At 45.2% G+C, this 25,785-nt stretch carries 27 protein-coding genes; 16 read left to right on the top strand and 11 right to left on the bottom strand.

What is annotated here, in order from left to right; genetic code table 11:
* Positions 1 to 13: 13 nt before the first annotated feature.
* Both D1Z90_RS01310 and D1Z90_RS01305 read right to left on the bottom strand, forming a co-directional pair.
* Positions 14 to 868, bottom strand: a complete 855-nt coding sequence (locus D1Z90_RS01310) for an ImmA/IrrE family metallo-endopeptidase (RefSeq protein ID WP_119908942.1) — start codon at positions 866 to 868, stop codon at positions 14 to 16.
* A gap of 9 nt (positions 869 to 877) precedes the next feature.
* Positions 878 to 1,222 carry a helix-turn-helix domain-containing protein gene (locus D1Z90_RS01305; RefSeq protein WP_119908941.1) on the bottom strand — a complete coding sequence of 115 codons (345 nt, stop codon included), beginning with the start codon at positions 1,220 to 1,222 and terminating at the stop codon, positions 878 to 880.
* A gap of 109 nt (positions 1,223 to 1,331) precedes the next feature.
* Here D1Z90_RS01305 and D1Z90_RS21460 point away from each other — a divergent pair, with 109 nt between their 5' ends.
* From D1Z90_RS21460 to D1Z90_RS01265, 9 genes are all read left to right on the top strand, one after another.
* Entirely contained in the window at positions 1,332 to 1,505 is a 174-nt protein-coding gene (locus D1Z90_RS21460; protein ID WP_193239125.1) for a hypothetical protein, read from the top strand.
* Between the two features lies 1 nt (position 1,506).
* Positions 1,507 to 1,875, top strand: coding sequence for a metal-dependent hydrolase (locus D1Z90_RS01300; RefSeq protein ID WP_119908940.1), 369 nt, complete (start codon positions 1,507 to 1,509; stop codon positions 1,873 to 1,875).
* 26 nt (positions 1,876 to 1,901) lie between these two features.
* On the top strand, positions 1,902 to 2,933 hold the full coding sequence (locus D1Z90_RS01295) for a nucleotidyltransferase domain-containing protein (RefSeq protein ID WP_119908939.1): 1,032 nt from the start codon (positions 1,902 to 1,904) through the stop codon (positions 2,931 to 2,933).
* A gap of 1 nt (position 2,934) precedes the next feature.
* The gene (locus D1Z90_RS01290) at positions 2,935 to 4,662 is read left to right on the top strand and encodes a ThiF family adenylyltransferase (RefSeq protein WP_119908938.1); all 1,728 of its coding nucleotides are present in this window, start codon (positions 2,935 to 2,937) and stop codon (positions 4,660 to 4,662) included.
* A complete protein-coding gene (locus D1Z90_RS01285) occupies positions 4,646 to 5,131 on the top strand; it encodes a Mov34/MPN/PAD-1 family protein (RefSeq protein WP_050503333.1) in 486 nt (161 codons plus the stop codon). The genes D1Z90_RS01290 and D1Z90_RS01285 overlap by 17 nt, the downstream gene beginning before the upstream one ends.
* The gene (locus D1Z90_RS01280; protein WP_119908937.1) at positions 5,124 to 6,686 is read left to right on the top strand and encodes an SAVED domain-containing protein; all 1,563 of its coding nucleotides are present in this window, start codon (positions 5,124 to 5,126) and stop codon (positions 6,684 to 6,686) included. Before D1Z90_RS01285 ends, D1Z90_RS01280 begins: the two co-directional genes overlap by 8 nt.
* 304 nt (positions 6,687 to 6,990) lie before the next feature.
* A complete protein-coding gene (locus D1Z90_RS01275; RefSeq protein WP_096036073.1) occupies positions 6,991 to 7,935 on the top strand; it encodes a thioredoxin family protein in 945 nt (314 codons plus the stop codon).
* A gap of 2 nt (positions 7,936 to 7,937) precedes the next feature.
* A complete protein-coding gene (locus D1Z90_RS01270; RefSeq protein ID WP_119908936.1) occupies positions 7,938 to 9,326 on the top strand; it encodes a conjugal transfer protein TraH in 1,389 nt (462 codons plus the stop codon).
* 3 nt (positions 9,327 to 9,329) lie between these two features.
* On the top strand, positions 9,330 to 12,899 hold the full coding sequence (locus D1Z90_RS01265) for a conjugal transfer protein TraG N-terminal domain-containing protein (protein ID WP_119908935.1): 3,570 nt from the start codon (positions 9,330 to 9,332) through the stop codon (positions 12,897 to 12,899).
* A 32-nt stretch (positions 12,900 to 12,931) separates the two neighbouring features.
* On the opposite strand, the gene eexS is transcribed toward D1Z90_RS01265, so the two are convergent.
* From eexS to D1Z90_RS01230, 7 genes are read right to left on the bottom strand one after another with little or no spacing between them, the layout of a single operon-like run.
* Positions 12,932 to 13,363: an entry exclusion protein EexS gene (eexS, locus tag D1Z90_RS01260; protein WP_115389963.1), complete on the bottom strand. Its 432-nt coding sequence runs from the start codon at positions 13,361 to 13,363 to the stop codon at positions 12,932 to 12,934.
* Between the two features lie 54 nt (positions 13,364 to 13,417).
* Positions 13,418 to 13,951 (bottom strand): FlhC family transcriptional regulator, encoded by a 534-nt coding sequence (locus D1Z90_RS01255; RefSeq protein ID WP_000566753.1) that lies wholly within the window; start codon positions 13,949 to 13,951, stop codon positions 13,418 to 13,420.
* Positions 13,948 to 14,247 carry a flagellar transcriptional regulator FlhD gene (locus tag D1Z90_RS01250; RefSeq protein WP_000210563.1) on the bottom strand — a complete coding sequence of 100 codons (300 nt, stop codon included), beginning with the start codon at positions 14,245 to 14,247 and terminating at the stop codon, positions 13,948 to 13,950. Before D1Z90_RS01250 ends, D1Z90_RS01255 begins: the two co-directional genes overlap by 4 nt.
* A complete protein-coding gene (locus D1Z90_RS01245; RefSeq protein ID WP_119908934.1) occupies positions 14,244 to 14,792 on the bottom strand; it encodes a lytic transglycosylase domain-containing protein in 549 nt (182 codons plus the stop codon). Before D1Z90_RS01245 ends, D1Z90_RS01250 begins: the two co-directional genes overlap by 4 nt.
* Entirely contained in the window at positions 14,779 to 15,441 is a 663-nt protein-coding gene (locus D1Z90_RS01240) for a DUF6475 domain-containing protein (protein WP_119908933.1), read from the bottom strand. The genes D1Z90_RS01245 and D1Z90_RS01240 overlap by 14 nt, the downstream gene beginning before the upstream one ends.
* On the bottom strand, positions 15,428 to 16,297 hold the full coding sequence (locus D1Z90_RS01235; RefSeq protein ID WP_119908932.1) for a hypothetical protein: 870 nt from the start codon (positions 16,295 to 16,297) through the stop codon (positions 15,428 to 15,430). Before D1Z90_RS01235 ends, D1Z90_RS01240 begins: the two co-directional genes overlap by 14 nt.
* 55 nt (positions 16,298 to 16,352) lie before the next feature.
* Positions 16,353 to 16,604: a helix-turn-helix domain-containing protein gene (locus D1Z90_RS01230; RefSeq protein ID WP_000451746.1), complete on the bottom strand. Its 252-nt coding sequence runs from the start codon at positions 16,602 to 16,604 to the stop codon at positions 16,353 to 16,355.
* A 117-nt stretch (positions 16,605 to 16,721) separates the two neighbouring features.
* Between D1Z90_RS01230 and D1Z90_RS01225 the strand changes: the two genes are divergently transcribed.
* Both D1Z90_RS01225 and prfC read left to right on the top strand, forming a co-directional pair.
* Positions 16,722 to 17,369 (top strand): LexA family protein, encoded by a 648-nt coding sequence (locus tag D1Z90_RS01225; RefSeq protein ID WP_000854920.1) that lies wholly within the window; start codon positions 16,722 to 16,724, stop codon positions 17,367 to 17,369.
* Between the two features lie 256 nt (positions 17,370 to 17,625).
* Positions 17,626 to 19,215 carry a peptide chain release factor 3 gene (prfC, locus tag D1Z90_RS01220; protein ID WP_119908931.1) on the top strand — a complete coding sequence of 530 codons (1,590 nt, stop codon included), beginning with the start codon at positions 17,626 to 17,628 and terminating at the stop codon, positions 19,213 to 19,215.
* 627 nt (positions 19,216 to 19,842) lie between these two features.
* Here prfC and D1Z90_RS01215 read toward each other — a convergent pair.
* The gene (locus D1Z90_RS01215) at positions 19,843 to 20,253 is read right to left on the bottom strand and encodes a DUF2141 domain-containing protein (RefSeq protein ID WP_119908930.1); all 411 of its coding nucleotides are present in this window, start codon (positions 20,251 to 20,253) and stop codon (positions 19,843 to 19,845) included.
* A gap of 287 nt (positions 20,254 to 20,540) precedes the next feature.
* Between D1Z90_RS01215 and D1Z90_RS01210 the strand changes: the two genes are divergently transcribed.
* The 4 genes from D1Z90_RS01210 (at position 20,541) to deoD (ending at position 24,303) form a co-directional block, all read left to right on the top strand.
* Complete coding sequence (locus D1Z90_RS01210; protein WP_198419014.1) at positions 20,541 to 21,320, top strand: TatD family hydrolase; 780 nt, start codon at positions 20,541 to 20,543, stop codon at positions 21,318 to 21,320.
* Between the two features lie 172 nt (positions 21,321 to 21,492).
* Complete coding sequence (locus D1Z90_RS01205; protein WP_119908929.1) at positions 21,493 to 22,746, top strand: NupC/NupG family nucleoside CNT transporter; 1,254 nt, start codon at positions 21,493 to 21,495, stop codon at positions 22,744 to 22,746.
* A 31-nt stretch (positions 22,747 to 22,777) separates the two neighbouring features.
* Positions 22,778 to 23,548 (top strand): deoxyribose-phosphate aldolase, encoded by a 771-nt coding sequence (deoC, locus tag D1Z90_RS01200; protein ID WP_119908928.1) that lies wholly within the window; start codon positions 22,778 to 22,780, stop codon positions 23,546 to 23,548.
* 50 nt (positions 23,549 to 23,598) lie between these two features.
* Complete coding sequence (gene deoD / locus D1Z90_RS01195; protein WP_119908927.1) at positions 23,599 to 24,303, top strand: purine-nucleoside phosphorylase; 705 nt, start codon at positions 23,599 to 23,601, stop codon at positions 24,301 to 24,303.
* Positions 24,304 to 24,414: 111 nt separating this feature from the next.
* Here deoD and D1Z90_RS01190 read toward each other — a convergent pair whose 3' ends face one another.
* Entirely contained in the window at positions 24,415 to 24,819 is a 405-nt protein-coding gene (locus tag D1Z90_RS01190; protein WP_119908926.1) for a MerC domain-containing protein, read from the bottom strand.
* Positions 24,820 to 25,062: 243 nt separating this feature from the next.
* Here D1Z90_RS01190 and D1Z90_RS01185 point away from each other — a divergent pair, with 243 nt between their 5' ends.
* Complete coding sequence (locus D1Z90_RS01185; protein ID WP_119908925.1) at positions 25,063 to 25,743, top strand: flavin reductase family protein; 681 nt, start codon at positions 25,063 to 25,065, stop codon at positions 25,741 to 25,743.
* The last annotated feature ends 42 nt before the right edge of the window (positions 25,744 to 25,785 follow it).

Raw genomic sequence — 25,785 nt, 5'->3', positions numbered from 1 at the left:
AGATCTATTTCATTCATTTTCGACCAAAATGTTGAGAGTGCTCCATTTCCAGATTATCTAAATCTTCAACTTCTTCCAAGCAGTCATCATCGTAGCTTAATAAAGTATAAATAAACCCATCCTTCAACAGAATTGAGCTGGCGTATAACTCGGTTAATAGAATTCCATTACGCTTAGGTACGACCCAATCTATAGGATCTACAACATCATATTTATTTGGATAAGCTTGGTAATTTACATCTACACAAGAAGCTAATTGATCGGTAGATAGGTTGGTCTTTTGAATATAAAAATCAAAATGCGCAGTAGGAACAAAACGCTTAAACTGCTTGTTTTGGTGGATTACCATTGCTACTGGCGCTTTCTCAAGCCATGCTAATCTTCTAAAAACAGCTTCCAAAGATGTGTTGCAGAAATCAGATATTTGCTTGATGTTATGCCAATTTACTTCGCCATCAGTCAAAGGCTTAACTAACCGCCTAGGCATTAATAATCCAGATGCAAAGCCATTCGCTTGGCGTTCGAGTGGATCTTTAAAGTAATCACCCATCTCAGAGTTGCCACACGCAAAATTCTGAGAAGAGCCTTGCATGATGTGCATGCAGACATGTCCTATTTCATGTGCCGCAGTGAAGTTTAGTCGTCGAGAATCAGGAATATTACTATTGATAATAATGCCTGCCCCATTTTCATTGCCTACAGCCTTACCTAAAAACTGATCAGATTCAAAAGCAAAGAATTCTATGCTAACAGGGAAGCTCTCGTCCGAAATAGCATTAATAAATTGATTTACATTTATAGGTAAATGATCAAAACCCAGATCTTCAAGTAAAGATTCGGCCTCCTTTGCTCCTTTTTGTTCTTCCATACCAACTCCTTACTTCTTGGTGAAGCGTTCCATCATTTCTCGTAATATACGCTGATCCTGTTCTGGCAGCTTATCAAGTTCTCCCCACTTTCGATAGAATTCAGTGGTTTTATCTCCTGAATCTTCCGGAGCATCTTCTCCGGTTATTTCATAGGGCTTTACACCTAGTGCCGAAGCGATCTTTCTTAGCACAACAATAGTTGGCATTCGGCCTTCGTCTTTTTCTATTTTGCTCAGTGCTGCTGCTGTTATCCCAGCCTCGCTAGCCAGCCTTGACTGTGTCCAACCAAGTAACTCTCGCATGTGTTTTATGTTTTTACTGATAAGTGCGGCTTGTTGAATTTTGTCAGCCATAAAATATCCCTCCGTTGATTTATATATTAACAGCTGTTGATCTGTTTCGCTATAAGATGTAGCATATTAACAGTTGTTGAAATCTAAACCAGAGTTAATGAGGTGTCTAATGGCAAAAAATGCCCCTGTTGGTGATGGCCGTCGCATAGGTGCGGTGAAAAGTCGCTCGCAAACTCAAACCCATAGTGGCCATTGGGTAAAACGAGATGCTGACACCGGCCAATTTATGGATGTTAAAACATCTGATAAGCGCCCGTTCAAAGGTGTAAGAAAGGAGAAGTAAATTGAATGGTTTTGCACATGCATTAACAGGCGCTACATCTGGATTAGCAATCGCGCTATTGGAAAAAGAAGCGATAAAAGATAAGCCCGAACTACTTTTGGCCGCCCCGGTGGCTGGTTCGTTGTTCGGGAAACTGCCAGACATTGTCGAGCCTGCATTTAAAAATCCAAATCACAGGCAGTTCTTTCATAGTCTGGCCTTTGTGGGTTTAGTTGGGTATGGCCTGAAGAAAGTATATGACTGGAAGCCGGAAGACCGAACTGAAAAAGCTATCCGTCTGTTAGCACTGTGCGCTGCTGTGGGATATTTAAGCCACCTGATGCTAGATGCTACGACACCGAGAAGTCTGCCAGTTTTCGGCAAGCTTTAGAATGTTTCAACTGGAGATATCTAAGTATGTCTGTGCAAAACAAGTTCATAAAATTTCATGACAAGATAAAACTCGGCAGAGAGGATGAAGCCTATCGGGAAGCCAGAGCCAAGGATAATAGTATCTTGGACGAACTCAAAACCGAATTTAAAAACGCGGGTTATCCAATAATAGAAACATTTATTCAGGGTTCTTTAAGCATGTATACAGGCATAAAACACCCTGAAGCTGACTTTGATATCGATAGAGCAGTGGTTATTGATGCAGACAGTGCTCCTGATGATCCAGTTGAAGTTAAAAAGCTTGTGCTAAAAGTTTTGGAAAAGCGCGGCTTTAAAAATGCAAAAATCAAAAAGCCTTGTGTCACTGCTGACTACATGAATTTAAACCTGCATATCGACATTGTCATATACCGGAAACGAGATGAGCGGTATGAACTGGCAGTGGGTAAATTAAACTCAAATGCAGAAAACCGCGTGTGGTCTCCTTCCGAGCCAAAAAAACTGATACAACATGTTAATGACAGCAGCCAGTACATTGGATCAGCAGACCTGAAAATCAGACAGGTTAAACGCTTGGTCAGATACGTAAAACGCTGGCGCGACGAAAAGTTCGGCCAAAATGTTGGCAAAAAAGTGTTTTCAATTGGACTTACACTAATGCTGAAAGACAAGTTTTGTCCATCTATCAGCGATGACGGCAAAGTCAGTGACTTGCAATCGCTGCGCGACACTGTTTCAGCAATTTTGAATGCCAATTATTTCCAGTGGGTTGAAGATGCTAAGTACAAAGTCAATGTGCGGTTACCGGTTCAACCATACAGAAATGTGTTTGAAAACAGTAGCATTGACACTGGAACACAGCTCTATAATAAGCTGAATGCGATGCTGACTAAACTTGATCAGGCATTGAACGAGGACTCTTTGCGTAAACAATGTGAAATTTTGCAGGGGCTTTTCGGTGGCGATTTTGAAGTGCCAGAAAAGGAGCAAGACAGTAATGCCAAGAAAGTGGCTTATAGCAGTGCTGGGGTAGTTGGAACGTCACAGGGAGCATAATTTGCTAAGCGAAATAAAACAGCACCTTATCAAGCAGGGCTTCAACTGCACAACCATTGAAGCAGGTGCAGGAGAGAGGATCGTAGTGGAAACAACGATCCTTAATCACTCCATACAATTGATGATGGTAGAAGATCCTCCTTACTATAGCCTACCCGGATTTTTCTTAATTAACCCTGATTTCTTAGGCAGGCTGGCTCATGTATCTGTTCATGAATATGCGGGGATTCAGATTGGCGCTGTTTGTGTTAATGCACCAGAGTCCCTATCAGTCAATTTCGAACAACCACTATTAGTTGTAGAGGAATCGCTTCGCAGACATATCTCATTGTTAGAGAAGTGCATAACGAATCCAGATTGGAACCATAGTGAATTGCTTCGTGAGTTCTACAGTGACTGGTTGCGAATCTGTGATCCAGATAGCTTTAAACCCTTGTTGGCAAATATCGCAAGACCAGTCCTACAAACGTTATCGGTATATAGCCCGGTAAATGGCAAACAATTTGGCATCGAAAGCCACTATATGGTTCACCCGGCTGATGATTCGCTTTCGGGTATCAGTGATATTCAGCTGTCTATACAGAAAGATAATCGACGCATAGCAGGAAAAGCGGTTGTGATTCCAATCGAGACACTTACTCCTGCACCTAAACATTCAGATGCTCTCGATGAATGGTATTTACATACAATATCTTCGCTACCGATAAAGGTTAGAACTGAATTACAACAAAAATACGGTCAATGGCGTGAAACTGCTTATTGGGTCGTATTTACCGCCAAGACTGTTAATGATGAACGTACTTGGTTCGCACTGAAACTTAGCGGTAAAGCCAAAAAAGCGCTACCACTATCAGATGAAAAGCTAAAAAACTGGAAATTAGAAGCTTTACCTATACGGCTCTTCAATCAAGAAAATACTGTGGAACGTGGTGGTGGTATTCTGACGTTAGCAGGCAAAAAGGTAGCTGTGATAGGTGTTGGTTCAGTAGGCAGTGAAATTGCGCATAAGTTGTCTGCTGCCGGTATTAGGCATTTAACATTAGTAGATCCTGACTTATATGAAATCAATAATCTATATCGCCATATTTTAGAACAGCATTGGGTGGGAGCACCTAAAACCGTAGCCTTAAGTGTAGCTCTTCAACGACAATTTCCCTGGTCTTGTGCACAATGGAAACTAGATAAACTGATGGAGTTTGCTCGAAGTAGCCGTATGAATGATTTTGACCTGATCGTTATTGCTATAGGCAATCCGACCCAGGAACGATTGTTTAAACAATACCTTTTGGATACCAACTCAAAAGTTGCAGTAATTAACAGTTGGTTGGAAGGTTATGGTGTAGGTGGCCATGCAACATTGGATATTTCCAATGCTAAGGGTTGCCTATTGTGCTCTTACGTTTGCCAGGAAACAGGTTGCAGAGGTCTGGTGTCGAATATGAATTTTATCGAACCTGACCAGGTAACCATGAAAAGCGTTGCTGGCTGTGGAGAACAATTTATTTCATATGGCGCAGCAAGTTCGGCTCAAACTGGTGTCATGGCAGCAAATTTGGCCATTCGGTATTTGGAAGGCAAACAAACTAAATCCTGCAAAGTCAGTTGGAAAGGTTTAGATGAAGATGCAATGGCAGAGGGCATCAGGCTGACTCATCGCTACTACAATTTCAGCAGTTCGCTTGAATACTTACCTTTAGTTGATGAGGACTGCGATGTCTGCACTCATTGAACAAGACACTGGCATCAAAGATACGAAAATTTACCTTTCAGAACAGCTAATTGCTCTTTGGTATTCATACAGACAGGTGTCGCGTGATAGAAGTGAAGCTTTTGGAGCACTAATTGGCTCTCAGTCCGCTGATGCTAACGAGTTTTGGCTGGAACACTGTACTACCCCACAGAAAGAAGATTCAGCTACCAGAGTTAACTTTAATATGCGTGCCCCTCACCACCAAAAATCAGTTGATTCTTATTATGAAAGTTCGCATGGCAAGCTAGGCTACTTGGGCACATGGCACACACATCCCGAACCAACACCTACCCCATCGAATATTGATATTACTGATTGGAAGAAATGCATAAAACGTAACCCTGACAGACAGTTAATCTTTGTGATTGTTGGTCAAAAAGATGTCTGTATCTTTCGGGAAATTAACGGGTCATTTAAACGGATTTTTAAGGAAAAAATTGATGACTGACGAGCGATTACATTTCCATCAAGCATGTTTTTATCCCATAGAGTCATTAGACAAGCTCAAAGAGTTTTTATCTAGTATTAAGACTTCTTTTGCGTGGGAGCATGTTGGATTACTTACCGACGAGCGTGTGAAAAATCAGATATATATACTGTCATCACAGGAGTTCCAAGCCAGTTTCCGGCTTAACCTATCTGATGAAGAGATTAAGAATGCTCTAACGTTAATAGGTTGTGGGGACAATATTGAGGTTCGTCACCTCCAGGGCCGAAACCTTACTCAAGATGAATATGGAACAATAGAGTCACTACTCGAGATATGGAACTCCTGTATTGGCCAATCTATAAACTTGTCGGTCAATGACGTTGCCGACTATATCTCCAGGAATATCGAACAGCGACTTAATAAAGGTCGTGGTAAAGAATTCACGCAGCCCACAATTAATCAAGTGATTCGTGATAGTCATGGTTACTGTATGTTTGAAGGCTGCGGTGATAGGTTGGATATTGATGATCTGACGGGGGAATCTGGTAACTATTCATATTTAGCTCACAATGTTGCGTCCTCCGAGAGTGGCCCAAGAGGTATACCTTATCTATCCGAAGAACTTTCTAATGAACCAGCTAACATCCTGCTTCTGTGCGACAAACATCACCGATTAATAGATCGAGTTGCGCGTGCTGATTACCCTGCATCCAGACTTACTCACATGCGATCTGAATTTTCAATCAATGTTGAGAAATTACTCGAAGGACTGAGTTTCCTGCCTATACCTGTATTTTCAGTTCTTTGGCCGGTAGGTGGTCAGGTTGTTTCTCCCCCTGAATCAAGAGACATTGCAGGAAGCTTATCCAGGTTGAGAACTCGTATTAGAGGGTCATTGAATAATCTTAGTGACAATGAACGCCGATACAGAGCCAAACCTGAACGGTTTGCCAAAGAAATGGATGAAATTGTCACAGAGGAAGCAGAAACCATAATCAATCAAACAAAAAATTATGGATATCGAGCGGCGCTATTCGCATTTGGGCCAATGCCTGCTTTGGTAGGATTAGGAGCGAGTCTGGGGAATAAATCTGAAATAACCCCAATGCTCAGATATCGAGATGGAAACTGCTGGATTTGGCCTCAGGATTCTCGGTCTGAAAGACCTTACGAGGTAAACTGGAAGAACGAAATAGGACAATCATCAGAGGTGACGATCTCTATTGCATTAACTCAATTTCCTGGAGCAATGAAAGGCACTGCAACAGCTCTCGGTTACCCTGAGATAGAAATCATAGCCAAGCAAATGGGTAATGCCGCGATCCCACATCCGGAAAACGGGTTGGAATTAAAGAGCGAGCTTCACGCAATACTACAAAAACTTCATGACCAATTTGCTGTTAAGCGTGTTCACTTGCTGATCTGCGCGTCTAACGCTGCTTGCGTATTCGTTGGGCAAGCCTTAGATCTCTATCAGCCTGCACTTCTTGTATATGACTTCGATGGCGACGAAATGAGGGCTAAGCTGTCGATAACTCATGTAAAAGGAAAAGTTACTCTATCAATACCTTAACTTACGAAAACTCTGTTGTTTAGCAAGGGTATAATTTTGATAGACTGATGTTTAAAATCGAATGTTGGTACTCAGGTGATGCCTACATTCGATTTTTTGAGGTAAACGTCCGAAATTTGCTCCTCACAGAAAAATCATCATCAATTTCATCCATGATTCAAATTAAAGTAATTTAAAGGTTTTACCTATTTTTGTCGAACACACAGGATAGTCAGAAACACTCACAATTCCTTCATCTATCTGTTCAATCGCTCTAATGTGGATCTTTAGCATGTTAGCTCTATGAAATTTTCTGGAGCTGACAATGAGAACGCCTTTGTTACCTTGGTTTATCCTATGGGTGACCATCCCAATCATTATTTTCTTTCTATTCATCTTGCCCGCCCATGCTAGTGATGGGCAATTCTATCAGCGTGGTCAGGAAGGCTGGTTTTGGTATCAGGTCATTCCTGAGCCAGCGGAGGATGAAGAGCTTATAAAGCCGGAATCTGGTGCGGCAGAGTCGAGTCAGAGCGGGCTAAAGCCTTTCAGTGCTGCCTGGTTTCGTGAGCACATGCAGTCGTTCATGGACAAGGCAATTGATGAGCCGACGAATGAGAATGTCAGGGCTTATCTGTATCTTCAGCGCGTCATGATGGATAAGGGTTCACAGTTTGCTGATGTTAGTCAGCAGGTGGTCATGGGCGATCCTGTTTTGGATGAAATCAGTCGTAGACCATTGGCGACTTATGCCGCCAATCGGATGGATCGAGAAGCTGGCGCTCAACGTGATGTAGCTTTAGGTGAAGTAGCAAAGCGAGCAGGCTTGTTCTTCTTTTATCGTTCGGATTGCCCTTACTGCCATGCTCAAGCACCAATTATTGAGTCCATGGCTTTGAACTACGGTTTCGAGGTGTTTGCTATTGCTGTCGACGGCTTGCCTTTACCTGGTGGAGAATTTCCAAACTACAAAGTCGATTCAGGACAAGCTCAATCCCTGTCCGTTACGACTGTTCCAGCTGTGTTCTTAGTAGACCCGCCTAATGTTATTACTCCAATTGGCCAAGGTGCAATGAGCCTTGATGAGCTCAATAATCGAATCATTCTCGCAGCCCATCAAGCCGGTTGGATTGACGATCAAACTTACTATGCCACCAGACCTGTTCAGCCCGGCGTGTCACTCGCGATGTCAGCCCAAGAGCTTAACGAGAAGATATTACAGGACCCTGAGTTCCTTGTTCGCTATCTGCGTGCACAAGGAGGGTTATAACGATGAAAAAAGTATTCCAAGTATCGCTAATCGCCTGTGCGATTGGTTTTTCATCTATGAGCCAAGCAAGCTTGCAACAGGAGATGAATCAGTTGTTTGGTTCAATGACCAACACCACTGCGCCTGGTGTATTCGAGAGTCAGCGGCGTGGCGTTATATCTGGCGGAAGCGTTGTTGTCCGTAACAGGATCATGAACGAGAACCTCGTCTCTATGGTGCCTCCGTCATTCCAAGCTGGTTGTGGCGGCATTGATATGTTCGCTGGAAGTTTGTCATTTGTTAACGCGGATCAGTTTGTTCAATTACTTCGCTCTGTTGCTGCAAACGCCAAGGGATACGCATTCCAATTAGCGCTCAGTGCTATGTGTGAGAAATGCTCTCAGCACATGGAGACACTGCAAAAGAAAATCCAGCAGTTGAACGAGTATTTTGGCAATTCCTGTCAAATGGCTCAGGGGGTCGTGAACGATACCCTGGCTGCTTTTGGTAAAAAGGGGCAAACAGAAGCCAGCATGTTGAGCTCACTTAAAGGGGCTGGAGACGTTTTTACCAGTTGGAGTGAATCCAATGGTAAGAACCCATATGAGAACGCTTCGAGTGTCGCGGCAACTGATGTGAACAAAACGATTAAAGGTAATTTGGTTTGGCGAGCACTGAAACGTCACTCGGCATCAAGCTGGTTTGCTTCGGGGGATGACCGTTTTCTTGAAGCGGTTATGTCGGTGACTGGTTCGATCATTGTTGGTGATCTTGCTAATGCCGCTGATGGCCAAGGTAAAGCCCCAAAACTGACCAGACTGAATGGCAATAAAGTGATTATTGAGCATCTAATTCATGGCGGTAACGTCGCTATGTACCGATGTGACACAGTGACACAAGACGGATGTCTGAATCCGACAATCACTAACGTGACCCTAACCGGGTTATCAACCCAGGTAGAAAATATACTTCTTGGTACAGGTTCCAGTAACGGTATTATTTTTAAGTTTGCTCGAAATACAGGGGCTGCTAGCACCACCGAAAAGGCTTTTATGACCTCGGCTCCCGCGAGCATTGGCGGCATGATTCGAACTCTTTCTGCATTAAATGAAGGGGCCGCTAGGTCGTTTGCTTCACGAGCGGCACCATTTATTGCTGTTGAGATGGCCCGAGCATTGGTTGAAGACATGCTCAATGCAGCTAGAAGTACCTCCGGTGTGGAAGATCATGCCTATGCGAAGTTATTAACGGAAGACCTTGAACGTGCACGTCGCCAAATCAATGAGGAGTACGCCGCGTTGCAGCGAAGATACGGCTCAGAGCAAGAGTTGCTGGCACATTTTAACCAGGTGATTCAGACCATTCGCAAACAGCGTTATTACACCGTTAAATCTACGGCGCTGGGGGAATAGGTCATGTGGGAAATCTATTCCATCGGGGATTCGGCTTTTTTAGAGCAGGTCCTGAACGCTGTCGCGATGATCACTGGTACAGGCGATTTTACTTCAATGGTTCGCATTGGCTTGCTCATTGGGGTATTGATGGTCTCTGTCCAGGCCTTAATGCAAGGCGGTCGTGGGATTAACTTTCAACACGTTTTAGTCTCATGGCTAGTCTTTGCAACCATGTTTGGACCCAGTACCCGAGTGAGCATTGAGGATGCGTACACGGGACAAGTTCGAGTGGTTGATAATGTGCCCATCGGTGTTGCTGCCGCAGGCAGTACGATTTCGACTGTTGGCTTTCAAATCACGCGATTGTTTGAAACGGCGTTCTCAACTCCCGCCATGACGGAATACGGCTTTGCATCCAGTTTACAGTCACTGATTAAAGTGAGAAAACAGGTGATGGATCGCTCTGGTTTGGGTGATGCAAATAGTGTCGCCGGTTCGGACATCGAGCAATCGTGGTTTAACTACATCAAAGAGTGCACCTTGATTGGTATCGACATTGGACAAAAGAACCTCGATCAGGTGCTGAGTGACCCCAACCCGATGACTGCGATTAGGTTTGATTCGCGCATTTATGGCACGCGCATCATGCTCAGTGGTAGCAGTAGCGATCTGGACTGCACCGATGCCTATAGCCAGCTGAAACTCATGACAGAATCAACCTTCATTCCAAGGCTTAAACAGGTTCTGTCAGCCTCATTGGGGACTTCGTCTGCAACGGACACTGATGACGTTATCCGAAATGCACTGAATAACCTTGGTTTGGCTTCAGTAAACACCCAAGAGTACATGACCGCGTCGGTGCTTTTGCCTATTTATGAGCAAAGCGTGACGGGCAAGTATATGGATGATCAAGCTTTCACCGCAGCCGTCATGGTTAACCAAGCGATTGAGCAGCGCAATACACAATGGGCGGCGGAGCAGACCCTGTTCCAAAGTATCGTTCGTCCGATGATGACGTTTTTTGAGGGTTTCATTTACGCCATCACCCCATTGATGGCCTTTGTGATTGCCCTTGGCCAAATCGGGATGCGAATGGCCGGGAAGTACTTGTTAATCCTGCTTTGGATTCAACTTTGGATGCCTGTCATGGCCATCATTAACCTATATATCCATTTAACCGTTGCTGGGAAAATGTCGGCTCTTGATGCCTTTGCAGGTACAGAAGTGCCATCTTTTGCTGGGATGATGCAGATGGATTCAGTGCTGCAAACCTGGATAGCTACTGGCGGCATGTTGGCGTCGAGTGTTCCGGCGATTTCGCTCATGCTCGTGTATGGCTCAGCAATAACCGCTACCCACTTGGCTGGACGTCTTCAAAACGGTGATGCCATTGATGAAAAGATGGCAAGTCCAGATGTCGCGAAAAATGCCCCGGTGATGCAATCACAGTCAATGTTCCAAAATTCAGCCCTCACAGGTTCTGCAATGACCGGTGCGTCAAACTTACTAAGCAGTTTCTCTGTCGGAAATGCGGTGGGTTCAATGGTCGGTTCTGCAAAAGAATCCATGACTCAGGCAACTCAAGCCTTTAGCCGTCAAGTTGGCAATACCATGAGTCGAACTTTTGGTGAAAAGCTAAGTTACGACAACCTGTCTTCGGTTGGACGTCAAATCGGTTCTTCTAATTCCGCATCTAGCGCCGTTGTTAATCAGGTCACTGATGACCTTCAAACACGGTATGGTTTCGGAGACGATAAAAAAGACGCTGTACGTGGCTTGGTATCGGGCGTGCTATCGGGAGGCCTAAGGGTCGGTGGCGATGGAACTATTACTAATCCCGGTGAGAAAGAAGTTGCTGATAAGGGTTTTCTTGGAAGGCTTCTTGGTACTGGCGGCAATGATTCTCCACAGGGCAACTTGCCAGGAGTCGATAAGCCAGACTCATCTCGTGTACCAAAACTATCAAGGGTACGAGCAGGCTTGGATTTAGGTGGTAACTTTAGTGGCCAAGTTGAGTCATCAGAGGGCAGTTCTCGATCTACGACCGCAAATACGCTCACTGGGGAGATGCAAAGCTTGGGATCAAGTGATTCACGACGTGCTGAGTTTCGCGATGCGATGGTTAAGGACCTTTCAGACTCAAGACGCTCTGGCGTTGAGATGTCGTTGTCTAATCAAGACTATCAGTCACTTCAGAGTTCAGCACAAGACGTTATCACGGCATCAAACCGCTTTAGTGAGCTTGATCAGGCCAGCTACAGTCTATCAGGACAAAGGAACACGGATGGTGCGACGTTAACTCGATTAGCAGCGGATAATCCTGAAGTCATGGATTATTTAGGTCGCTATATGAACCAGCATGTTGAAGCAGGTAACCGATTACGTGAAAACCTTCCAATGTATCAGCGCTTGCTACCTGATGATAATCAGGCGTACGTGGCCGCAGCTATGGAGTCTTTAACCTATAGCAACTCCTCGACGCCCGCTGAACGAGACAATGACTATCAAGCAGCAATGACTGTTATGGCCATGGCTACCGGAGCCGATTTACGATCTATTCAGCCACGCTCTAATGAAGGCTTGTCATCAACTGCACCTACTTTTGGTGGCACTCAAAGCCAAGTTGAATCCGGTGTTCTGGGAGGCTATGAGGATGCTGCAACAGTTCAAACGCAGTTCAATTCGGCTCAATCCGCTTACCAAACCAATCTTTCTGGTGTAGATGGACAGCTGAATGCGCATCAGCAACAAGCCCAGCAGGCCGTAGCTTCTGACACAAGTACCTATCAATCTGGACTAAACAGTGAAGCTGGCTCTCAGTGGCGATCTCGCATTATGGCTGATGATAGCGGAGTCTCTGGTGCTGAAATGTTCTTCAACAGCGCCAGTGCTATTGGTGATTTCAGTGGCAAGCATACTGATGCAGCATTGCATACCTTGAATCATTTTGGCGAAGACTATGAGAGTTACAAGGAGCAAGCCCTTGCAGAACCTGGCTCACGAGGTTTCTTGCACAATGCAACTGTGGCCAGCAAATCAACATGGGATGGGTTAAAAGCAGCCGTTGATGCCGGAACCTCTTTGGAAAATCCTTTGACGGCGTTTAATGATGCATACAGTGGATCGAGTTCGCAGTATGCCTCCGAAGTTAACTGGGGCACTAAGTCTGAAGCCATGTTGGCTGGGGCATTCGGTGCGGCAGTTAACAATCGATACGGTGAGTTCTTAGAACAGTACGCCGATGATTTTAAACAGGAAGCATACAGCGAAGGGCAGAGAATGGGATTGACCCCGATTCAAAGTCAAGTGTTTGCTCAAGCTTTCAATGAAGGTTTGGCGGGGCGCGTATTCAATTCTGAAGACTCATCGAGTTGGTCGCCTGAAATGCTAGGTCTAAGGGAGCAAATGCTAAATGAGTATCGTCAAAAGGATGAGAGTGGCGCTTACATTCCTGACAGTGTGTCCGAAGAAGATAAAGCATTTGTGCATAAGCAGATAGCGGTGATCTCAAATGCATCGCTTGCGGGAGATTATGCTCAGAACAACTTGATCGATATTAGGGCCTATAACCAGGCATCAGGAAGGAACTGAAAATAGAAGGTAGCCAGCTTGTGGTTGGCTGGCTATTTTTTTGGCTTTTTGGGATACCTTGGATAAAAGCCATCAAAAAACGAATGGAGCTTATACCAATACCATTTTTCTTCAATGCTCAAAGTTCTACCCGAATCTTTAACTTGGCTACTCAAGAATCTAATTCCAGTACAAATAGCTAAGAAAAAGAGTCCCAAACCAACAATTGTCCAACTCGCTTGCCAATATGCGATTGCTAAAAACATAGTGGTGATGGCTATAAGGCCGATGGGGTTGCAGGTCGCTTTGAATCCCAAGTAGCTGAAAAAAACGACGGTGCAGAACAGAAATGGCAGAGCCGCTAACTTGGCAGATGCCGTTAATATTTCTGATGGAAAAAAATGAGCCGCAGCCAAAGTCGCCAGAAAAAGCCCCAGTGATATAACCCAGCAGCGTGCTGGTAAAGATTTAAGTAAGTTTGTCATCTTAGTACTCTCAAAGTGCACGGTCGGTGCACAATCAAATCATGTATCAGCATGTTAGTTCTCAAAAAGTGCTCTAGTGGTTTGCTCGGCCATAATTTCGCACACAGGACATTTAAGCTGAATGCGCTGTTGAGATACCGTCAAATACAGACTACCGCATCGACACCGGTGTAAGGATGCAAGCTGTGATCTTAAATCACGAGCTAGAACCCAACCTTCATTGATGGTTAGTTTTTTCCAGGGGATCTCAGCTGGAAGATCTGCTTCTTCTCTTGCAACCAAGTACGCATCGTAAGCCTTCATCAAAGCATCAATATTTAATTGCTTGTAGACATTGTCACCACCAATATTGACATAAAGCGCCATCAGCAGGGAGCCTTCAACCAAGGCTCTTCTACTTTTAACGATGGCATCAGATTCTGGCAATTGACCAGGACAAGGTGACTTGCCAGTGACTTCTTTGTGCAGCCTTCTGATAATGTGGATTGGCAAACCTGTATCGAGGGCGATAATGGTCGTTCGAAATCCGTACTTAATAAGCAGCGAGGCTCGGGTAAACAGCTCACTTTTGGACAGGTTATCAATCATGCATCCCCCTTGTTGTTTAGGGTTGATAATAAATAAGCGATTCTTGGGATACCTGTGCCTTTGCTCTTCACCATCTCAATCAGTTGGCTTTGGTTACCCCTTGGTTGAAACAGCATGAATGATGAGGTCGCCACTCGTTGCAGGTCGTCAACACCGGCATTAATCAGTGCATCAACCACATCGCGTGTAAGTCCAAAACGCAAGACGGCCTCTTGCGGATCAATTCGCGCTAATTCTCGTGCTGCGTGTAGGTACGCCAAATTTAATTGATAGAAGTCTTGTTGATTGGTTGTCATTGACGGACCTCCAGTTCATGTAAAATATTGCGATAGATAGAAAGCACTCTTTGCCCATACCAGCGTGCACGCTCTTCGTTCCAACTGTGATAGCGGCCTATGCCAAGCTCTAAATCATTTGGTGAAGACTTGATTGCTTCGGCCAGAATACTGGAGCCGACCGTAAGGTTGGTGATGGGGTCTAGCAGTTCCGCTGCTGAGCTCACCCGATGCCCATGCCAATGCAAATTGATTTGCATAAGGCCAATATCGAGCTGATATTTTTCACTCTCTTGCAGTGCCTGGTTTAACAGTTGCTCTGCTTCTGTCTTAGATTTGGCGTAGGTTGCGTTTGAACCATTGCGAATTGCGTATGGCCATGGACTGGTCATGTTGAGACCACGATGTGAGGCCGACTCAGCCAAGGCAACGGCGTAGAGCATGACTGGATCAATACCAACGCTTTGTGCTGCTTTTTCCCACTGATAGCCCGGAAACGCATAGACTGAAGTGCTTGCGGACATGGCTATCACTAGGGCAATGGTTTTTGTTTTAATCGTTTTCATTTTTGTCCTCTAATTGATTCCCGAGAAGCGCCTGAATGGCTTTCGGGCTTATTCTTTTCAAAGGCACTGCGCTAAAGTCGGTGATGCCTCTTGTATAAACTTGTGCTGCTTTTGACCAGTCGCCCACGGCAACCGGCGCTTGCATATCAAATCCTTTTTGCTGGTTCTGATGGTCTGCAATACCCTGTAATAGCCTTGGGTATTCACCCACTTCGTCCCGCAGTAAGTAAGCCTGGTAGCGTGTTAAAAACTCTTTTTGCTTAAAGGGGTATTCCCTGTCGTCAACCTTGCAGAGTTCAACCCATCCCCCCATGTCTGAAATCACGCGGTGAATAAGCGCATCGTCAAACATCACGGATGTCCAAGCGCCAACCTGACGAACAGCCTTGTCAACTTTGTTCCAAGCAACCATGGCTCTTGAACCCGAGTTGCCATCGATATGCTTGATGACGTCAGCGGGCTTTGGAAAAAATTGCCCAGTATCCGGTGATTGAATATGCCGAGTCAGACCGATTCTCACTGCTTCAATGCTATAAGCACGAAGGGCTTCAAATGCGATGGATAGCAATTGTGGTGATACGCTTTTGCCATACATGGCCCAAGCAGCTCCCCAAACTTCAGCAAACTCGCGTTTATCAACCTCCTGCACTTGAACGAACCTCCCGAATACCTGGTCCGGCCCAGCTTTCAGCAATGCGGCGATTGCTTTCTTCAATATTCAATTGGTGATTGCTGCCCTTTAGGCTCGTCGATGATTGCTGTACTTCATCAATGCGAACGTACTCGTCTTCCCATTGCCGGTTTAAAAGCCAGTTATGTGGCATAGGGGTCTTAGTCCGATCTTGATACTGCAATCGGTTGTCTCGTTGCTCTTTCCAGCGTGTTAGCACTTCCAAGGCGAGTTCATGGTCTTCATTGAGGCCCATGCGTAGCCATTCTTCTTTGGCTTTTGCTTTTTTTTCTTTGCGTATTTGTACATCCCAGAAGTCTTCAAACTGTATCTGGTCAACAGTTTTAACTGTTGGTTTATTGCTTCTCTCAGAGTCATCCGACCGTTGAGAGTCCCTTACCGGGTTGCCATCAGGCATAAACAATGATGAAAATTCTTCTGGTAGCCGAGCTTGAAAAGCGGCAAGAGATTTCAAAAGCGATGCCATACCAATGAAGTCGGCAGGTACATCTTTAAGCAACCGAAAGGCTGCTTTACCTTGGTTTGGGTTTTCGATTGGGTTGTGCTTCAGAAAGCTCCGAATCAAAGTCCAACCGGATTCCTCGCAACGAATGAGGAACTGATCTTGTTCTAACTCATTAAGAGCCTTGGCAACCTGTTGCTCATCCCAGTTCAAGTCAGAAGCAACGTAACCAATCGGCAATCGAAAGCAGCCAAGCAAATTACAATGTGGGCATGTAAGCAAATACAGTCCTAGCAACTTCGCTGAGTCACTCCAGGACAAAACGTTTTGCTTTAGCCAAAAGCGGGTATAGACCTTGCCATAATCACGCATGGAGGTACTCGCTTTTGTGTTTACGTAAAATGCTGACCATTATTTGCCCTTAATCCTACTGGTTACTGGCTTTCAGCTCGCTTGGGCATTCGGGATAGATGTCCGGTCTTAACTGGGATCGGGTTACCTGTCCTTGCGTAGCTTGTTCGATGGGTAAAACGAATTCAGCGGGAACACGCCCTGATTTATTCAACCAAAACCAGACGTTTTGCTGTTTTGAGTTGATGGCTCGTGCTAATGCTGATTGCCCGCCGACCAAGTCAATGGCACGGCGGAGATGTTTTTGTGTCGTGTTGAACACTTCCATACCGTCTCCTGTTACAATAATAACTGTTACAAGATCGAATGTTACAGTTTAAACTGTAGGTAAGTCAACAGTTAAAATTGTTGAAAGGCTACAGTTTTATTTGTAGAATACGGGCTTATGAAAACTTTATCCGAACGACTAAACCATGCCTTGCAGCTTACTGGGGTGACTCAGTCTGAGTTGGCTCGTCGCATTGGTATCAAACAGCAGTCGATCAGCCAGATTTGCTCTGGTAAATCGGCTAGGTCTCGTTACACCATGCAGATCGCGGAGGCGCTTCGCGTGAATGCTCATTGGCTCGCCACAGGTGATGGCGAGATTGGCTTGGGGGTCGGTAATGTAGAAGTCGGGCCTGATATTAAGGGAAGAATTCCTCTCATTAACTGGGTTCAGGCCGGTGATTGGACTGAAATAGCGGAGGGATTTGCCCATGAAGATGCTGAGGAGTGGCGTGAAGTCACTGGGAAAGCACATGAGGGTTGTTTCGCACTTCGCGTAAAAGGCGACAGTATGGAAAATCCAAGCGGAAAAAAATCCATACCTGAGGGGGCAGTGATCGTTGTTGATCCTGAGTTACCGTACTCTTCAGGTTCATTGGTTGTTGCGCGTTTGGATGATTCGAAAGAAGCAACCTTTAAGCAGTTAGTTATTGATGGTGAACAGAAGTACCTAAAACCTTTGAACCCGCAATACCCTGCAATACCGATCAACGGCAACTGCACCATCATCGGTGTAGTACGACAAGCTATCATCGATTTCTGGTAGCGAAGGAATTTGTGGTTTAGCCACAGTTGTTCATGAGCTGAAGAAGCAACGATTGCAAACAGCTACAACTGAGCATTGGCGCACGCTGAGAGTAAATGGTAACCGATTAGATAACCATTGATTGTTTATAAAGTCAAGATCAGCGAAAATAGCGGCCAATTACGATTAACACGACGGATTTGACAAGCGAAGAACTGAAAAGAGAGTACTTCCAAAAGTGTGTACAAATCCGTGTACAAACTAAAAGAATTTATACATGGCAAACCAAGATTTTCTTAATGAAATCAATAAGCGAAGAACCTTTGCTATCATCTCTCACCCGGATGCGGGTAAAACCACGATTACTGAAAAGGTCTTATTATTTGGCCGCGCGATCCAAACTGCGGGTACGGTAAAAGGCCGAGGCAGCGCGCAACACGCTAAGTCTGACTGGATGGAAATGGAAAAGGAGCGGGGTATTTCGGTAACCACTTCGGTGATGCAATTTCCTTTTAACGACCGACTGGTTAATCTACTTGATACCCCTGGACACGAAGATTTCTCGGAAGATACCTATCGTACCCTGACCGCGGTTGATTCATGTTTGATGGTCATTGACGCTGCCAAAGGTGTCGAGGACCGCACTCGTAAGCTAATGGAAGTGACACGATTAAGAGACACGCCCATTGTGACCTTTATGAACAAATTGGACCGTGACATCCGCGACCCAATGGAAGTGATGGATGAGGTTGAAACTGAGCTTAATATGCTTTGTGCGCCTATCACTTGGCCGATTGGTTGTGGTAAAGAATTTAAAGGCGTGTATCACCTGCACCGCGACGAAGTGATTCTGTATCAAACGGGTCAAGGTCATACCATTCAAGACGTCAAAACCATCAAAGGGATTGATAACCCAGAGATTGATGCTGCTGTAGGCGATGAACTCGCTGCCACTTTACGTGATGAAGTGGAGCTAGTGCAAGGAGCCTCCAGTGAGTTTGACCTAGAGTTATTTTTAAGCGGCGAGCTAACGCCGGTATACTTTGGTACTGCGTTAGGTAACTTTGGCGTAGATCATATGCTGGAAGGTTTAACCGAATGGGCGCCAGCGCCGATGTCTCGCGCCAGCAAAGATCGTGAAGTCGCGGCTAGCGAAGAAAAGTTCACCGGTTTCGTATTTAAAATTCAAGCAAATATGGACCCTAAACATCGCGACCGCATTGCGTTTATGCGTATTGTGTCCGGTAAATACCAAAAAGGCATGAAAATGCGCCACGTACGTCTAGGCAAAGACATTGCTGTTTCTGATGCGGTGACTTTTATGGCGGGCGACCGCAGCGCGGCAGAGGAAGCTTTTGCCGGTGATATTATCGGTTTGCATAACCACGGAACCATTCAAATTGGTGATACCTTTAGCCAAGGCGAAGAGCTCAAATTTACTGGTATACCTAACTTTGCGCCGGAAATGTTCCGTCGTATTCGTCTGAAAGATCCGCTTAAACAAAAGCAGCTTTTGAAAGGTTTAGTGCAGTTGTCTGAAGAGGGGGCTGTACAGGTATTTAGGCCGCTGCGAAATAATGATTTAATCGTTGGCGCAGTAGGTGTGCTGCAGTTTGAAGTGGTGACAGCGCGTCTTAAAACTGAGTACAAGGTGGAAGCTATATACGAAAGTATTAGCGTGGCAACAGCGCGTTGGGTGGGCAGCGAAAACACCACCAAGATGAATGAGTTTGAGAAAAAAGCCTATGACAACCTCGCTTTGGATGGCGGTGATAATTTGACGTATATCGCGCCGACCATGGTGAACTTGAACCTAGCCACAGAGCGTTATCCTGACGTTGAGTTTAGGAAAACGCGGGAACATTAATTCCCGAGAGTTAAACAAATTAATAGCGCCTTGAAGGCGCTATTTTTTTATCCGGATTATTTCTGGATGCATTGAAAAACTGCGCCTAACAATGAACTGTCTTGCCAGAGGCGTGTAGTTGACAGCAAAGTTTAACACCTGGTTGTGCTGCGAGGGTCTGGGCATTACCTGTAAAGGCTAGCCTTTTTGGAAAACACAGAACCCAAGTGTGTACAGTGAAACACCCTATAAGTGGCTAGCTTGACCTCCATTTTTATTGGTCTTGGCGCTCTAATCTGCAGCCAGGGCTAGTCGCTTCCTTTCGCAGGCTAGCGTAATGATGGTGGTGATTATGAGAGGGGCAGACGTTTGGAACTACCTTGGCTAGACGGTCAGGTAACACCGCTTTCAGTGCCCGTCGAGGCAATGCCTTCGCCGATGGGTGAAACGACGTGGCTGAGTGCGCGGCTGTAGAATGGGGTGAACGAGTGTTTTATGACGGTTTCTGCCCTCAAGTGAGGTGGCAGACACAAGATGAATCCGCCGAATGGTCAGGCGAAATAGGGCATATGTAAAAAGCTTTAACCCCAGTACTATGAATGGTACTTAGCAGGCTATACCTTACTAAGCGCTCGCAATCATAAAGCGCTAGTCAATTAAGTTGATCGTCATGCTTGCCATGGCGTTAGGGTCAAATTTTGCGTCTTTAAACTCTGCTGGTCCCATGGTACCAGTGGCATTATTTGAGAAGGCATAAGGCTCTTGTGGAATCCCCAAAAAAGAACGGTCTAGCTGATTATTACGATTTAGGTCCGCAAAAACGGTGAAGGCAAGTTTGTTATCAGGCAGATTGTTGAATGTTATTTTAGTGGTACCTTTTTGGCCTGCTTGATAATAATGGTGTACGACGTTGTCGGATAAGAAGTCAGCTTCATTGTCGTAAAAAGTGATCGACAATGGACTGTTGTCGGTGACATTATTGATAATCAGCGTGAGCTCGGCGCTTTGTGCCGCGCTTGAAAGCGAGGTCGCCAGTAGAAAAGCGAAGGTTTTGGTCATCTGGTCAATACCTGATGGCGATAGCCATGTGTAAATAACCTGAACTCGGGATAAGCAGCGCCTCACAACACAGCTATTTGGGTCCCTTTCTGCGTTGTCGCCACTGCCAATAGCGGGCTATTGGACATGTGGCTCCGCCTTGACAGGAACCAAACTATCAGTATTGTGGCAAAATTAGGTTATTTCGGGAGTGGTAAGTTTGTACTTAATTAAAGTTTTATTATTTATCATATAATTACGACACTCATCATCCCGAGTTCAGGTTAAATAAGGTGAAAGGTGGTTCAATGAAAGCACTGATTGATAGCCACTGCCACTTTGATTTTGCAGAGTTTGATCATGCGCGCACGAATATTTTACGTCGTTGCCAAGCTTTACCCCTCGCAGCCATAGTGGTGCCAGGAACTGAGCGAAGCCGATGGCAGCAAGTTAAAACGTTATCCCAGCGCTACCCTGAAGTGTTTTATGCCCTCGGTTTGCACCCCTATTTTCTTGCTCGTTTGCAAAGCGATGATTTGGATGTGTTACGTCAGCACCTTGCGAATAAAACAAACACCTTAATTGCGGTTGGCGAAATTGGCTTAGACGCGGCCATCGATATAGACATGGCGTTACAACAAGTCATATTCCAACGACAATTAGACCTTGCCAGTGAATTTCAGTTGCCGGTTATCTTGCATCAGCGCAAAACAGCGCATCAATTATTGCAAGCGTTAAAAGGCTTTGAACTTGGCGGTGTATTACATGGTTTCTCTGGGTCAAAAGAATTGGCATGCAGCTTTATTGATCGTGGCTTTAAGGTAGGCATTGGCGGAGTGATTACTTACCCAAGGGCAAATAAAACGCGCCAAGCGGTTGCATCCCTGCCATTAGATGCCCTGGTGCTTGAAACGGACGCGCCAGATATGCCGGTCAATGGGTTTCAAGGGCAAGCAAATAGCCCGGAGCGTTTGGCCAATATTGTTTCCTGTTTGTGTGGCTTACGACCTGAGCCGGAAGCTGTGATACGCGAGGCGCTTTGGCAAAATACGCTCGCCGCTTTTCCGCGTCTTAAATCCTTACTGTAATGCTTTAATTCATATCTTTCACGGATAAGTATTTGTTTGTGAACAATTTGCTTATGATCAAATATGTTTACTTTTTGCTTGCTTGCCACGGCAAGCCCAGCAGATGCTGCCTATACTAAGCATCAGTTAAGCGCTTAACTTGAGGCGCAATTTCTGACAGATAGGGTGCATTATGGAAATATTTATGGGCTTAGTTGGCATTGTGGTGTTGTTAGCCATCGCCTTGGCATTATCGACCAACCGTTCGGCTATTAATCTGAGAACCGTAGGCGGTGCTTTTGCTATTCAATTGGCCCTTGGCGCGTTTGTCTTGTATGTGCCATTTGGTCAACAAGTACTTGAAGCTATTTCTAACCTGGTACAAAGCGTTATCGACAGCGCTCAAGCCGGTATGGACTTTGTATTTGCAGGCTTAGTCAGCGATAAAATGTTTGAACTGTTTGGCGGTGGCGGATTCATTTTTGCCTTTAGGGTACTGCCTGTCATTATCTTTTTCTCTGCCTTTATGGCAGTGCTTTATTACCTGGGAATCATGCAGTGGGTCATCAAAATTTTTGGCGGTGCCTTAGAAAAAATGTTGGGAACAAGCCGTGCTGAGTCACTTTCTGCTACGGCGAATATCTTTGTTGGTCAAACTGAAGCGCCTTTAGTGGTGCGCCCTTTTGTTGCGAAGATGACCCAGTCAGAGCTGTTTGCGGTGATGGTTGGAGGGCTTGCTTCGGTGGCGGGCTCAATACTGGCCGCGCTAGCAGGCATAGGTGTTGAGATTAAATACCTGATCGCAGCTTCGTTTATGGCTGCTCCTGGTGGTTTGTTAATGGCCAAAATTATGGTGCCTGAAACCGGTAAACCGATTGAAAATTTAACCGATGCAGAGGCGGGCGGTGACCAAGCTAAGCCCATTAACGTGATTGATGCTGCCGCCACGGGTGCTTCTTCTGGTTTACAGCTTGCTTTGAATGTCGGCGCGATGTTGCTGGCTTTTATTGGCTTAATCGCTTTGCTGAATAATTTAGTTGGTTGGACCGGAGGCTTAGTTGGCTACCAAGACATCACTATAGAACTCATTTTGGGGTATATTTTTTCGCCTTTAGCTTTTGTCATGGGCGTGCCCGCCGGCGAAGTTATTCAAGCAGGCAGTTTGATTGGCCAGAAGATGGTATTGAATGAGTTTGTGGCTTATTTTAGCTTCGTAGATATTCGTGAAGGGTTGTCTGGCCAGACTCAAGTGATTATGACTTTTGCATTGTGTGGCTTTGCTAACTTTTCTTCAATTGCGATTTTACTCGGCGGCTTAGGCACCATTGCGCCAAGCCGTCGTCCAGACATCGCCAAGTTTGGCATTCGAGCTGTCATCGCGGGCTCTTTGTCTAATTTTATGAGTGCGACGCTGGCGGGTTTATTTATGGCATTAGGTGCGAGCTAAATGCAGCTTTTATTCAATAAGGTGGGCGTAAATGTCTGAGTTATTACCCTATGCCCAGCAAGCGCTGGGTTTGATGGATCTTACTACGTTAAACGACAATGATACTGAAGACATTGTCGTTGCCTTGTGTCATCAAGCGAGCACTGCGGTTGGAGCAACCGCAGCCGTGTGCGTTTACCCAAGGTTTGTCCCGATTGCTAAAAAAACCTTGGCTAACATGGGAGCCAAGGAAGTTTTAGTGGCCACCGTAACCAACTTCCCCCAAGGTGGCGACGATATTGATATTGCAGTGGCAGAGACGCGAGCTGCTGTTGCTTATGGTGCAGATGAAGTCGATGTGGTGTTTCCCTATAAAGCCTTACAGAGAGGGGACGTTGAGGTTGGTTATCAGCTGGTGGCCGAGTGTAAAAAAGCCTGTGGCGAAGCTGTAGCACTAAAAGTTATTATCGAAAGCGGTGAGCTAGACACGTCTTTGCTTATTCAACAAGCGAGTGACATTGCCATTGCCGCGGGGGCAGATTTTATTAAAACCAGCACAGGAAAAGTGGCGGTGAACGCAACTTTAGAGTCTGCTGAAATCATGCTGAATGCTATCAAATCCAGCGGCAAGGATGTAGGCTTTAAAGCGGCTGGCGGCGTTAAAACGGCCCAGCAAGCTCAGCAGTATTTGCTGTTAGCAGAGCGATTAATGGGACCAAACTGGCTTAATAGTCGCCACTTTAGATTTGGTGCGTCTAGTTTATTAGGCGATTTGCTGGCGGTTATCGGTGTTGAAACAAAGACGATTAAATCCGATTATTAGTTATAAATTATGTTCATTTTCCTTTTTATTGAGTGATTGAGGTAAACAAAATGGCAACTCCCCATATCAATGCCGCAGCCGGTGATTTTGCAGAAACAGTGTTATTTCCAGGTGATCCGCTGAGGGCTAAGTACATTGCTGAAACCTTCTTACAAGACGTGGTGCAAGTCACTGATGTACGAAATATGCTTGGTTTTACGGGGACCTACAAAGGCAAGCGGGTTTCTGTTATGGGGTCAGGCATGGGGATACCATCTTGCTCGATATACGCTAAAGAGCTGATCACCGAGTATGGCGTTAAAAACCTGATACGAGTTGGCAGTTGTGGCGCCGTGAGTGAGTCGGTGAAGGTGCGGGACGTTATCGTTGCCATGGGTGCCTGTACTGACTCTCAAGTTAACCGTATGCGCTTCAAAGGCCATGACTTTGCTGCCATTGGCAGTTATGAATTATTGCGCAAAGCGGTAGACGCAGCTGGCGCTGCTAATATACCCGTTAAAGTAGGCAATGTATTTTCAGCTGACCTATTCTATACACCAGACCCTGATATGTTTGATGTAATGGAAAAGATGGGGGTACTCGGGGTAGAGATGGAAGCCGCAGGTTTATATGGCGTAGCTGCCGAATTTGGCGCAAATGCTCTATGCGTAGTCACAGTGTCAGATCATATTCGTACCGGGGAGCAAACCACCTCAGATGAAAGGCAAACTACGTTTAATGATATGATAGTAATGACTCTGGACTCTTTGGTCTAGATGTTTTTTCGTGTGCTTATGAAATAAAAATGCCTAGCAAAGCTAGGCATTTTTATTTTCTATCAGAGCAAGCAAAAGCGATAAAGCAACGCTTCCATCATGACTGAGAAATTAGCAATCTGTTTGCGAGTGACACTTACAATCGTCATGCTTTTGACATAAGCGATAATTCTTAAAGTGGCTAAATGCCATGATGCAGGCACCCGCAAAAGTTAAACCTTTCTCTGCTATTTCACCAAGGTCATGGCCAAGGACTGCACCTGCTATCAATAAACTTAAGCCCGCCAACCCCCACGCAAATGGCACTTTACTCTGATGCTTTTTACAACCTAGAGTTAATGCAACCAAACTGGTTGGAATGACAAACAGTAATAGCAGCTGGTGGAAACGCTCGTCTGCCAACCCTAAGCTAGTCAGTGCAGGAATAAAAGTCAGTGCGATAGGCAATAGTAAACAGTGTGCAAGGCATAAGCCAGAAAGGCTGATGGCGAATTTGTCGAGGCGTGTGCTGATCATGGGTATTAAATCGATTAATAAAAGATGAGTGTGTTATAACATAACAATTTTAATTTTGCTAATGATATTTATTATCAGTTGGCAGTTTGCTTGAGTTTGGGCATATCTTGGCCTTATTACATGCCAGTGGCTAAGTTCATAGGCATTGGCTCTCGCTATAATTCCCTGACTTTAAATCAATGATTTAGATGATCTAGCGATTGAAGAGTTACGTATTGTCTATCAAAAAGAGGCGTCAGCAGCATGGCTAATAACGGCAATAAAACAACACACTTTGCACATCAAGATATCAAGCAAATGGAGACCCGCCAGCGTGCCCGTTTGATAAACAGCGTTTCAGGGTTTAAGAGTGCCAATATGATTGGCACGTGTGACAACAATGGCCAAACGAATTTAGCTATTGTCAGTTCAGTGATGCATTTAGGCTCAGATCCTGCTTTGCTTGGATTTATTATGCGACCCCACCAAGTTGCAAGGCATACCCTTGAGAATATATTGGCGACGCAATATTACAGTATTAACGCGGTAACTGCTGATTTAGTAGCCCCTGCGCACCAAACTTCGGCACGCTTTGACAAAGCGCAATCAGAGTTTGAATTGGAAGGCATAAACGAGATTTACTTGGATGGCTTTCATGCCCCTTTTGTTGCGCAAAGCCCAATTAAAATAGGCTTGAAACTTGTTGAAAAAATCACCATTAATAGCAATCAGACGCAGTTAATTGTAGGTGAAATAGAGTTGCTTCATGTTCCCTCACAAGCATTGCAAACTGACGGGTACCTTGATTTAGAGTCACTGCAAATTGCAACTGTCTCTGGTTTAGATAGTTACCACACTAGCGACAGGATCTGCCGCCTAAGTTACGCCAAACCAGGAGCAGCCATAGTAAAGCTCGGCCTAGATGGCTCTAAACTGACCGTTTAGCTTTTGCTGTAAGGCTTGTGGCAGAGACATGTGTCAAAATGA

It is taken from the genome of Motilimonas pumila, assembly GCF_003596335.1.
GTDB classification, from domain to species: Bacteria; Pseudomonadota; Gammaproteobacteria; order Enterobacterales; family CBDFNC01; genus Motilimonas; species Motilimonas pumila.
This window is presented reverse-complemented; position numbering and strand designations above follow the sequence as displayed.

What these genes read in the sequence shown, in the direction of transcription:
- D1Z90_RS01280 (WP_119908937.1), top strand. Translation starts at nt 5,124, where the DNA reads ATGACTGACGAGCGATTACATTTCCATCAAGCATGTTTTTATCCCATA.
- D1Z90_RS01235 (WP_119908932.1), bottom strand. Translation starts at nt 16,297, where the DNA reads ATGCGTGATTATGGCAAGGTCTATACCCGCTTTTGGCTAAAGCAAAAC.
- D1Z90_RS01310 (WP_119908942.1), bottom strand. Translation starts at nt 868, where the DNA reads ATGGAAGAACAAAAAGGAGCAAAGGAGGCCGAATCTTTACTTGAAGAT.
- D1Z90_RS01225 (WP_000854920.1), top strand. Translation starts at nt 16,722, where the DNA reads ATGAAAACTTTATCCGAACGACTAAACCATGCCTTGCAGCTTACTGGG.
- D1Z90_RS01210 (WP_198419014.1), top strand. Translation starts at nt 20,541, where the DNA reads ATGAAAGCACTGATTGATAGCCACTGCCACTTTGATTTTGCAGAGTTT.
- D1Z90_RS01185 (WP_119908925.1), top strand. Translation starts at nt 25,063, where the DNA reads ATGGCTAATAACGGCAATAAAACAACACACTTTGCACATCAAGATATC.
- D1Z90_RS01295 (WP_119908939.1), top strand. Translation starts at nt 1,902, where the DNA reads ATGTCTGTGCAAAACAAGTTCATAAAATTTCATGACAAGATAAAACTC.
- D1Z90_RS01285 (WP_050503333.1), top strand. Translation starts at nt 4,646, where the DNA reads ATGTCTGCACTCATTGAACAAGACACTGGCATCAAAGATACGAAAATT.
- D1Z90_RS01275 (WP_096036073.1), top strand. Translation starts at nt 6,991, where the DNA reads ATGAGAACGCCTTTGTTACCTTGGTTTATCCTATGGGTGACCATCCCA.
- D1Z90_RS01270 (WP_119908936.1), top strand. Translation starts at nt 7,938, where the DNA reads ATGAAAAAAGTATTCCAAGTATCGCTAATCGCCTGTGCGATTGGTTTT.
- D1Z90_RS01245 (WP_119908934.1), bottom strand. Translation starts at nt 14,792, where the DNA reads ATGAAAACGATTAAAACAAAAACCATTGCCCTAGTGATAGCCATGTCC.
- D1Z90_RS01230 (WP_000451746.1), bottom strand. Translation starts at nt 16,604, where the DNA reads ATGGAAGTGTTCAACACGACACAAAAACATCTCCGCCGTGCCATTGAC.
- D1Z90_RS01190 (WP_119908926.1), bottom strand. Translation starts at nt 24,819, where the DNA reads ATGATCAGCACACGCCTCGACAAATTCGCCATCAGCCTTTCTGGCTTA.
- deoD (WP_119908927.1), top strand. Translation starts at nt 23,599, where the DNA reads ATGGCAACTCCCCATATCAATGCCGCAGCCGGTGATTTTGCAGAAACA.
- D1Z90_RS01205 (WP_119908929.1), top strand. Translation starts at nt 21,493, where the DNA reads ATGGAAATATTTATGGGCTTAGTTGGCATTGTGGTGTTGTTAGCCATC.
- deoC (WP_119908928.1), top strand. Translation starts at nt 22,778, where the DNA reads ATGTCTGAGTTATTACCCTATGCCCAGCAAGCGCTGGGTTTGATGGAT.
- D1Z90_RS01250 (WP_000210563.1), bottom strand. Translation starts at nt 14,247, where the DNA reads ATGACAACCAATCAACAAGACTTCTATCAATTAAATTTGGCGTACCTA.
- D1Z90_RS21460 (WP_193239125.1), top strand. Translation starts at nt 1,332, where the DNA reads ATGGCAAAAAATGCCCCTGTTGGTGATGGCCGTCGCATAGGTGCGGTG.
- D1Z90_RS01305 (WP_119908941.1), bottom strand. Translation starts at nt 1,222, where the DNA reads ATGGCTGACAAAATTCAACAAGCCGCACTTATCAGTAAAAACATAAAA.
- eexS (WP_115389963.1), bottom strand. Translation starts at nt 13,363, where the DNA reads ATGACAAACTTACTTAAATCTTTACCAGCACGCTGCTGGGTTATATCA.
- D1Z90_RS01265 (WP_119908935.1), top strand. Translation starts at nt 9,330, where the DNA reads ATGTGGGAAATCTATTCCATCGGGGATTCGGCTTTTTTAGAGCAGGTC.
- prfC (WP_119908931.1), top strand. Translation starts at nt 17,626, where the DNA reads ATGGCAAACCAAGATTTTCTTAATGAAATCAATAAGCGAAGAACCTTT.
- D1Z90_RS01255 (WP_000566753.1), bottom strand. Translation starts at nt 13,951, where the DNA reads ATGATTGATAACCTGTCCAAAAGTGAGCTGTTTACCCGAGCCTCGCTG.
- D1Z90_RS01215 (WP_119908930.1), bottom strand. Translation starts at nt 20,253, where the DNA reads ATGACCAAAACCTTCGCTTTTCTACTGGCGACCTCGCTTTCAAGCGCG.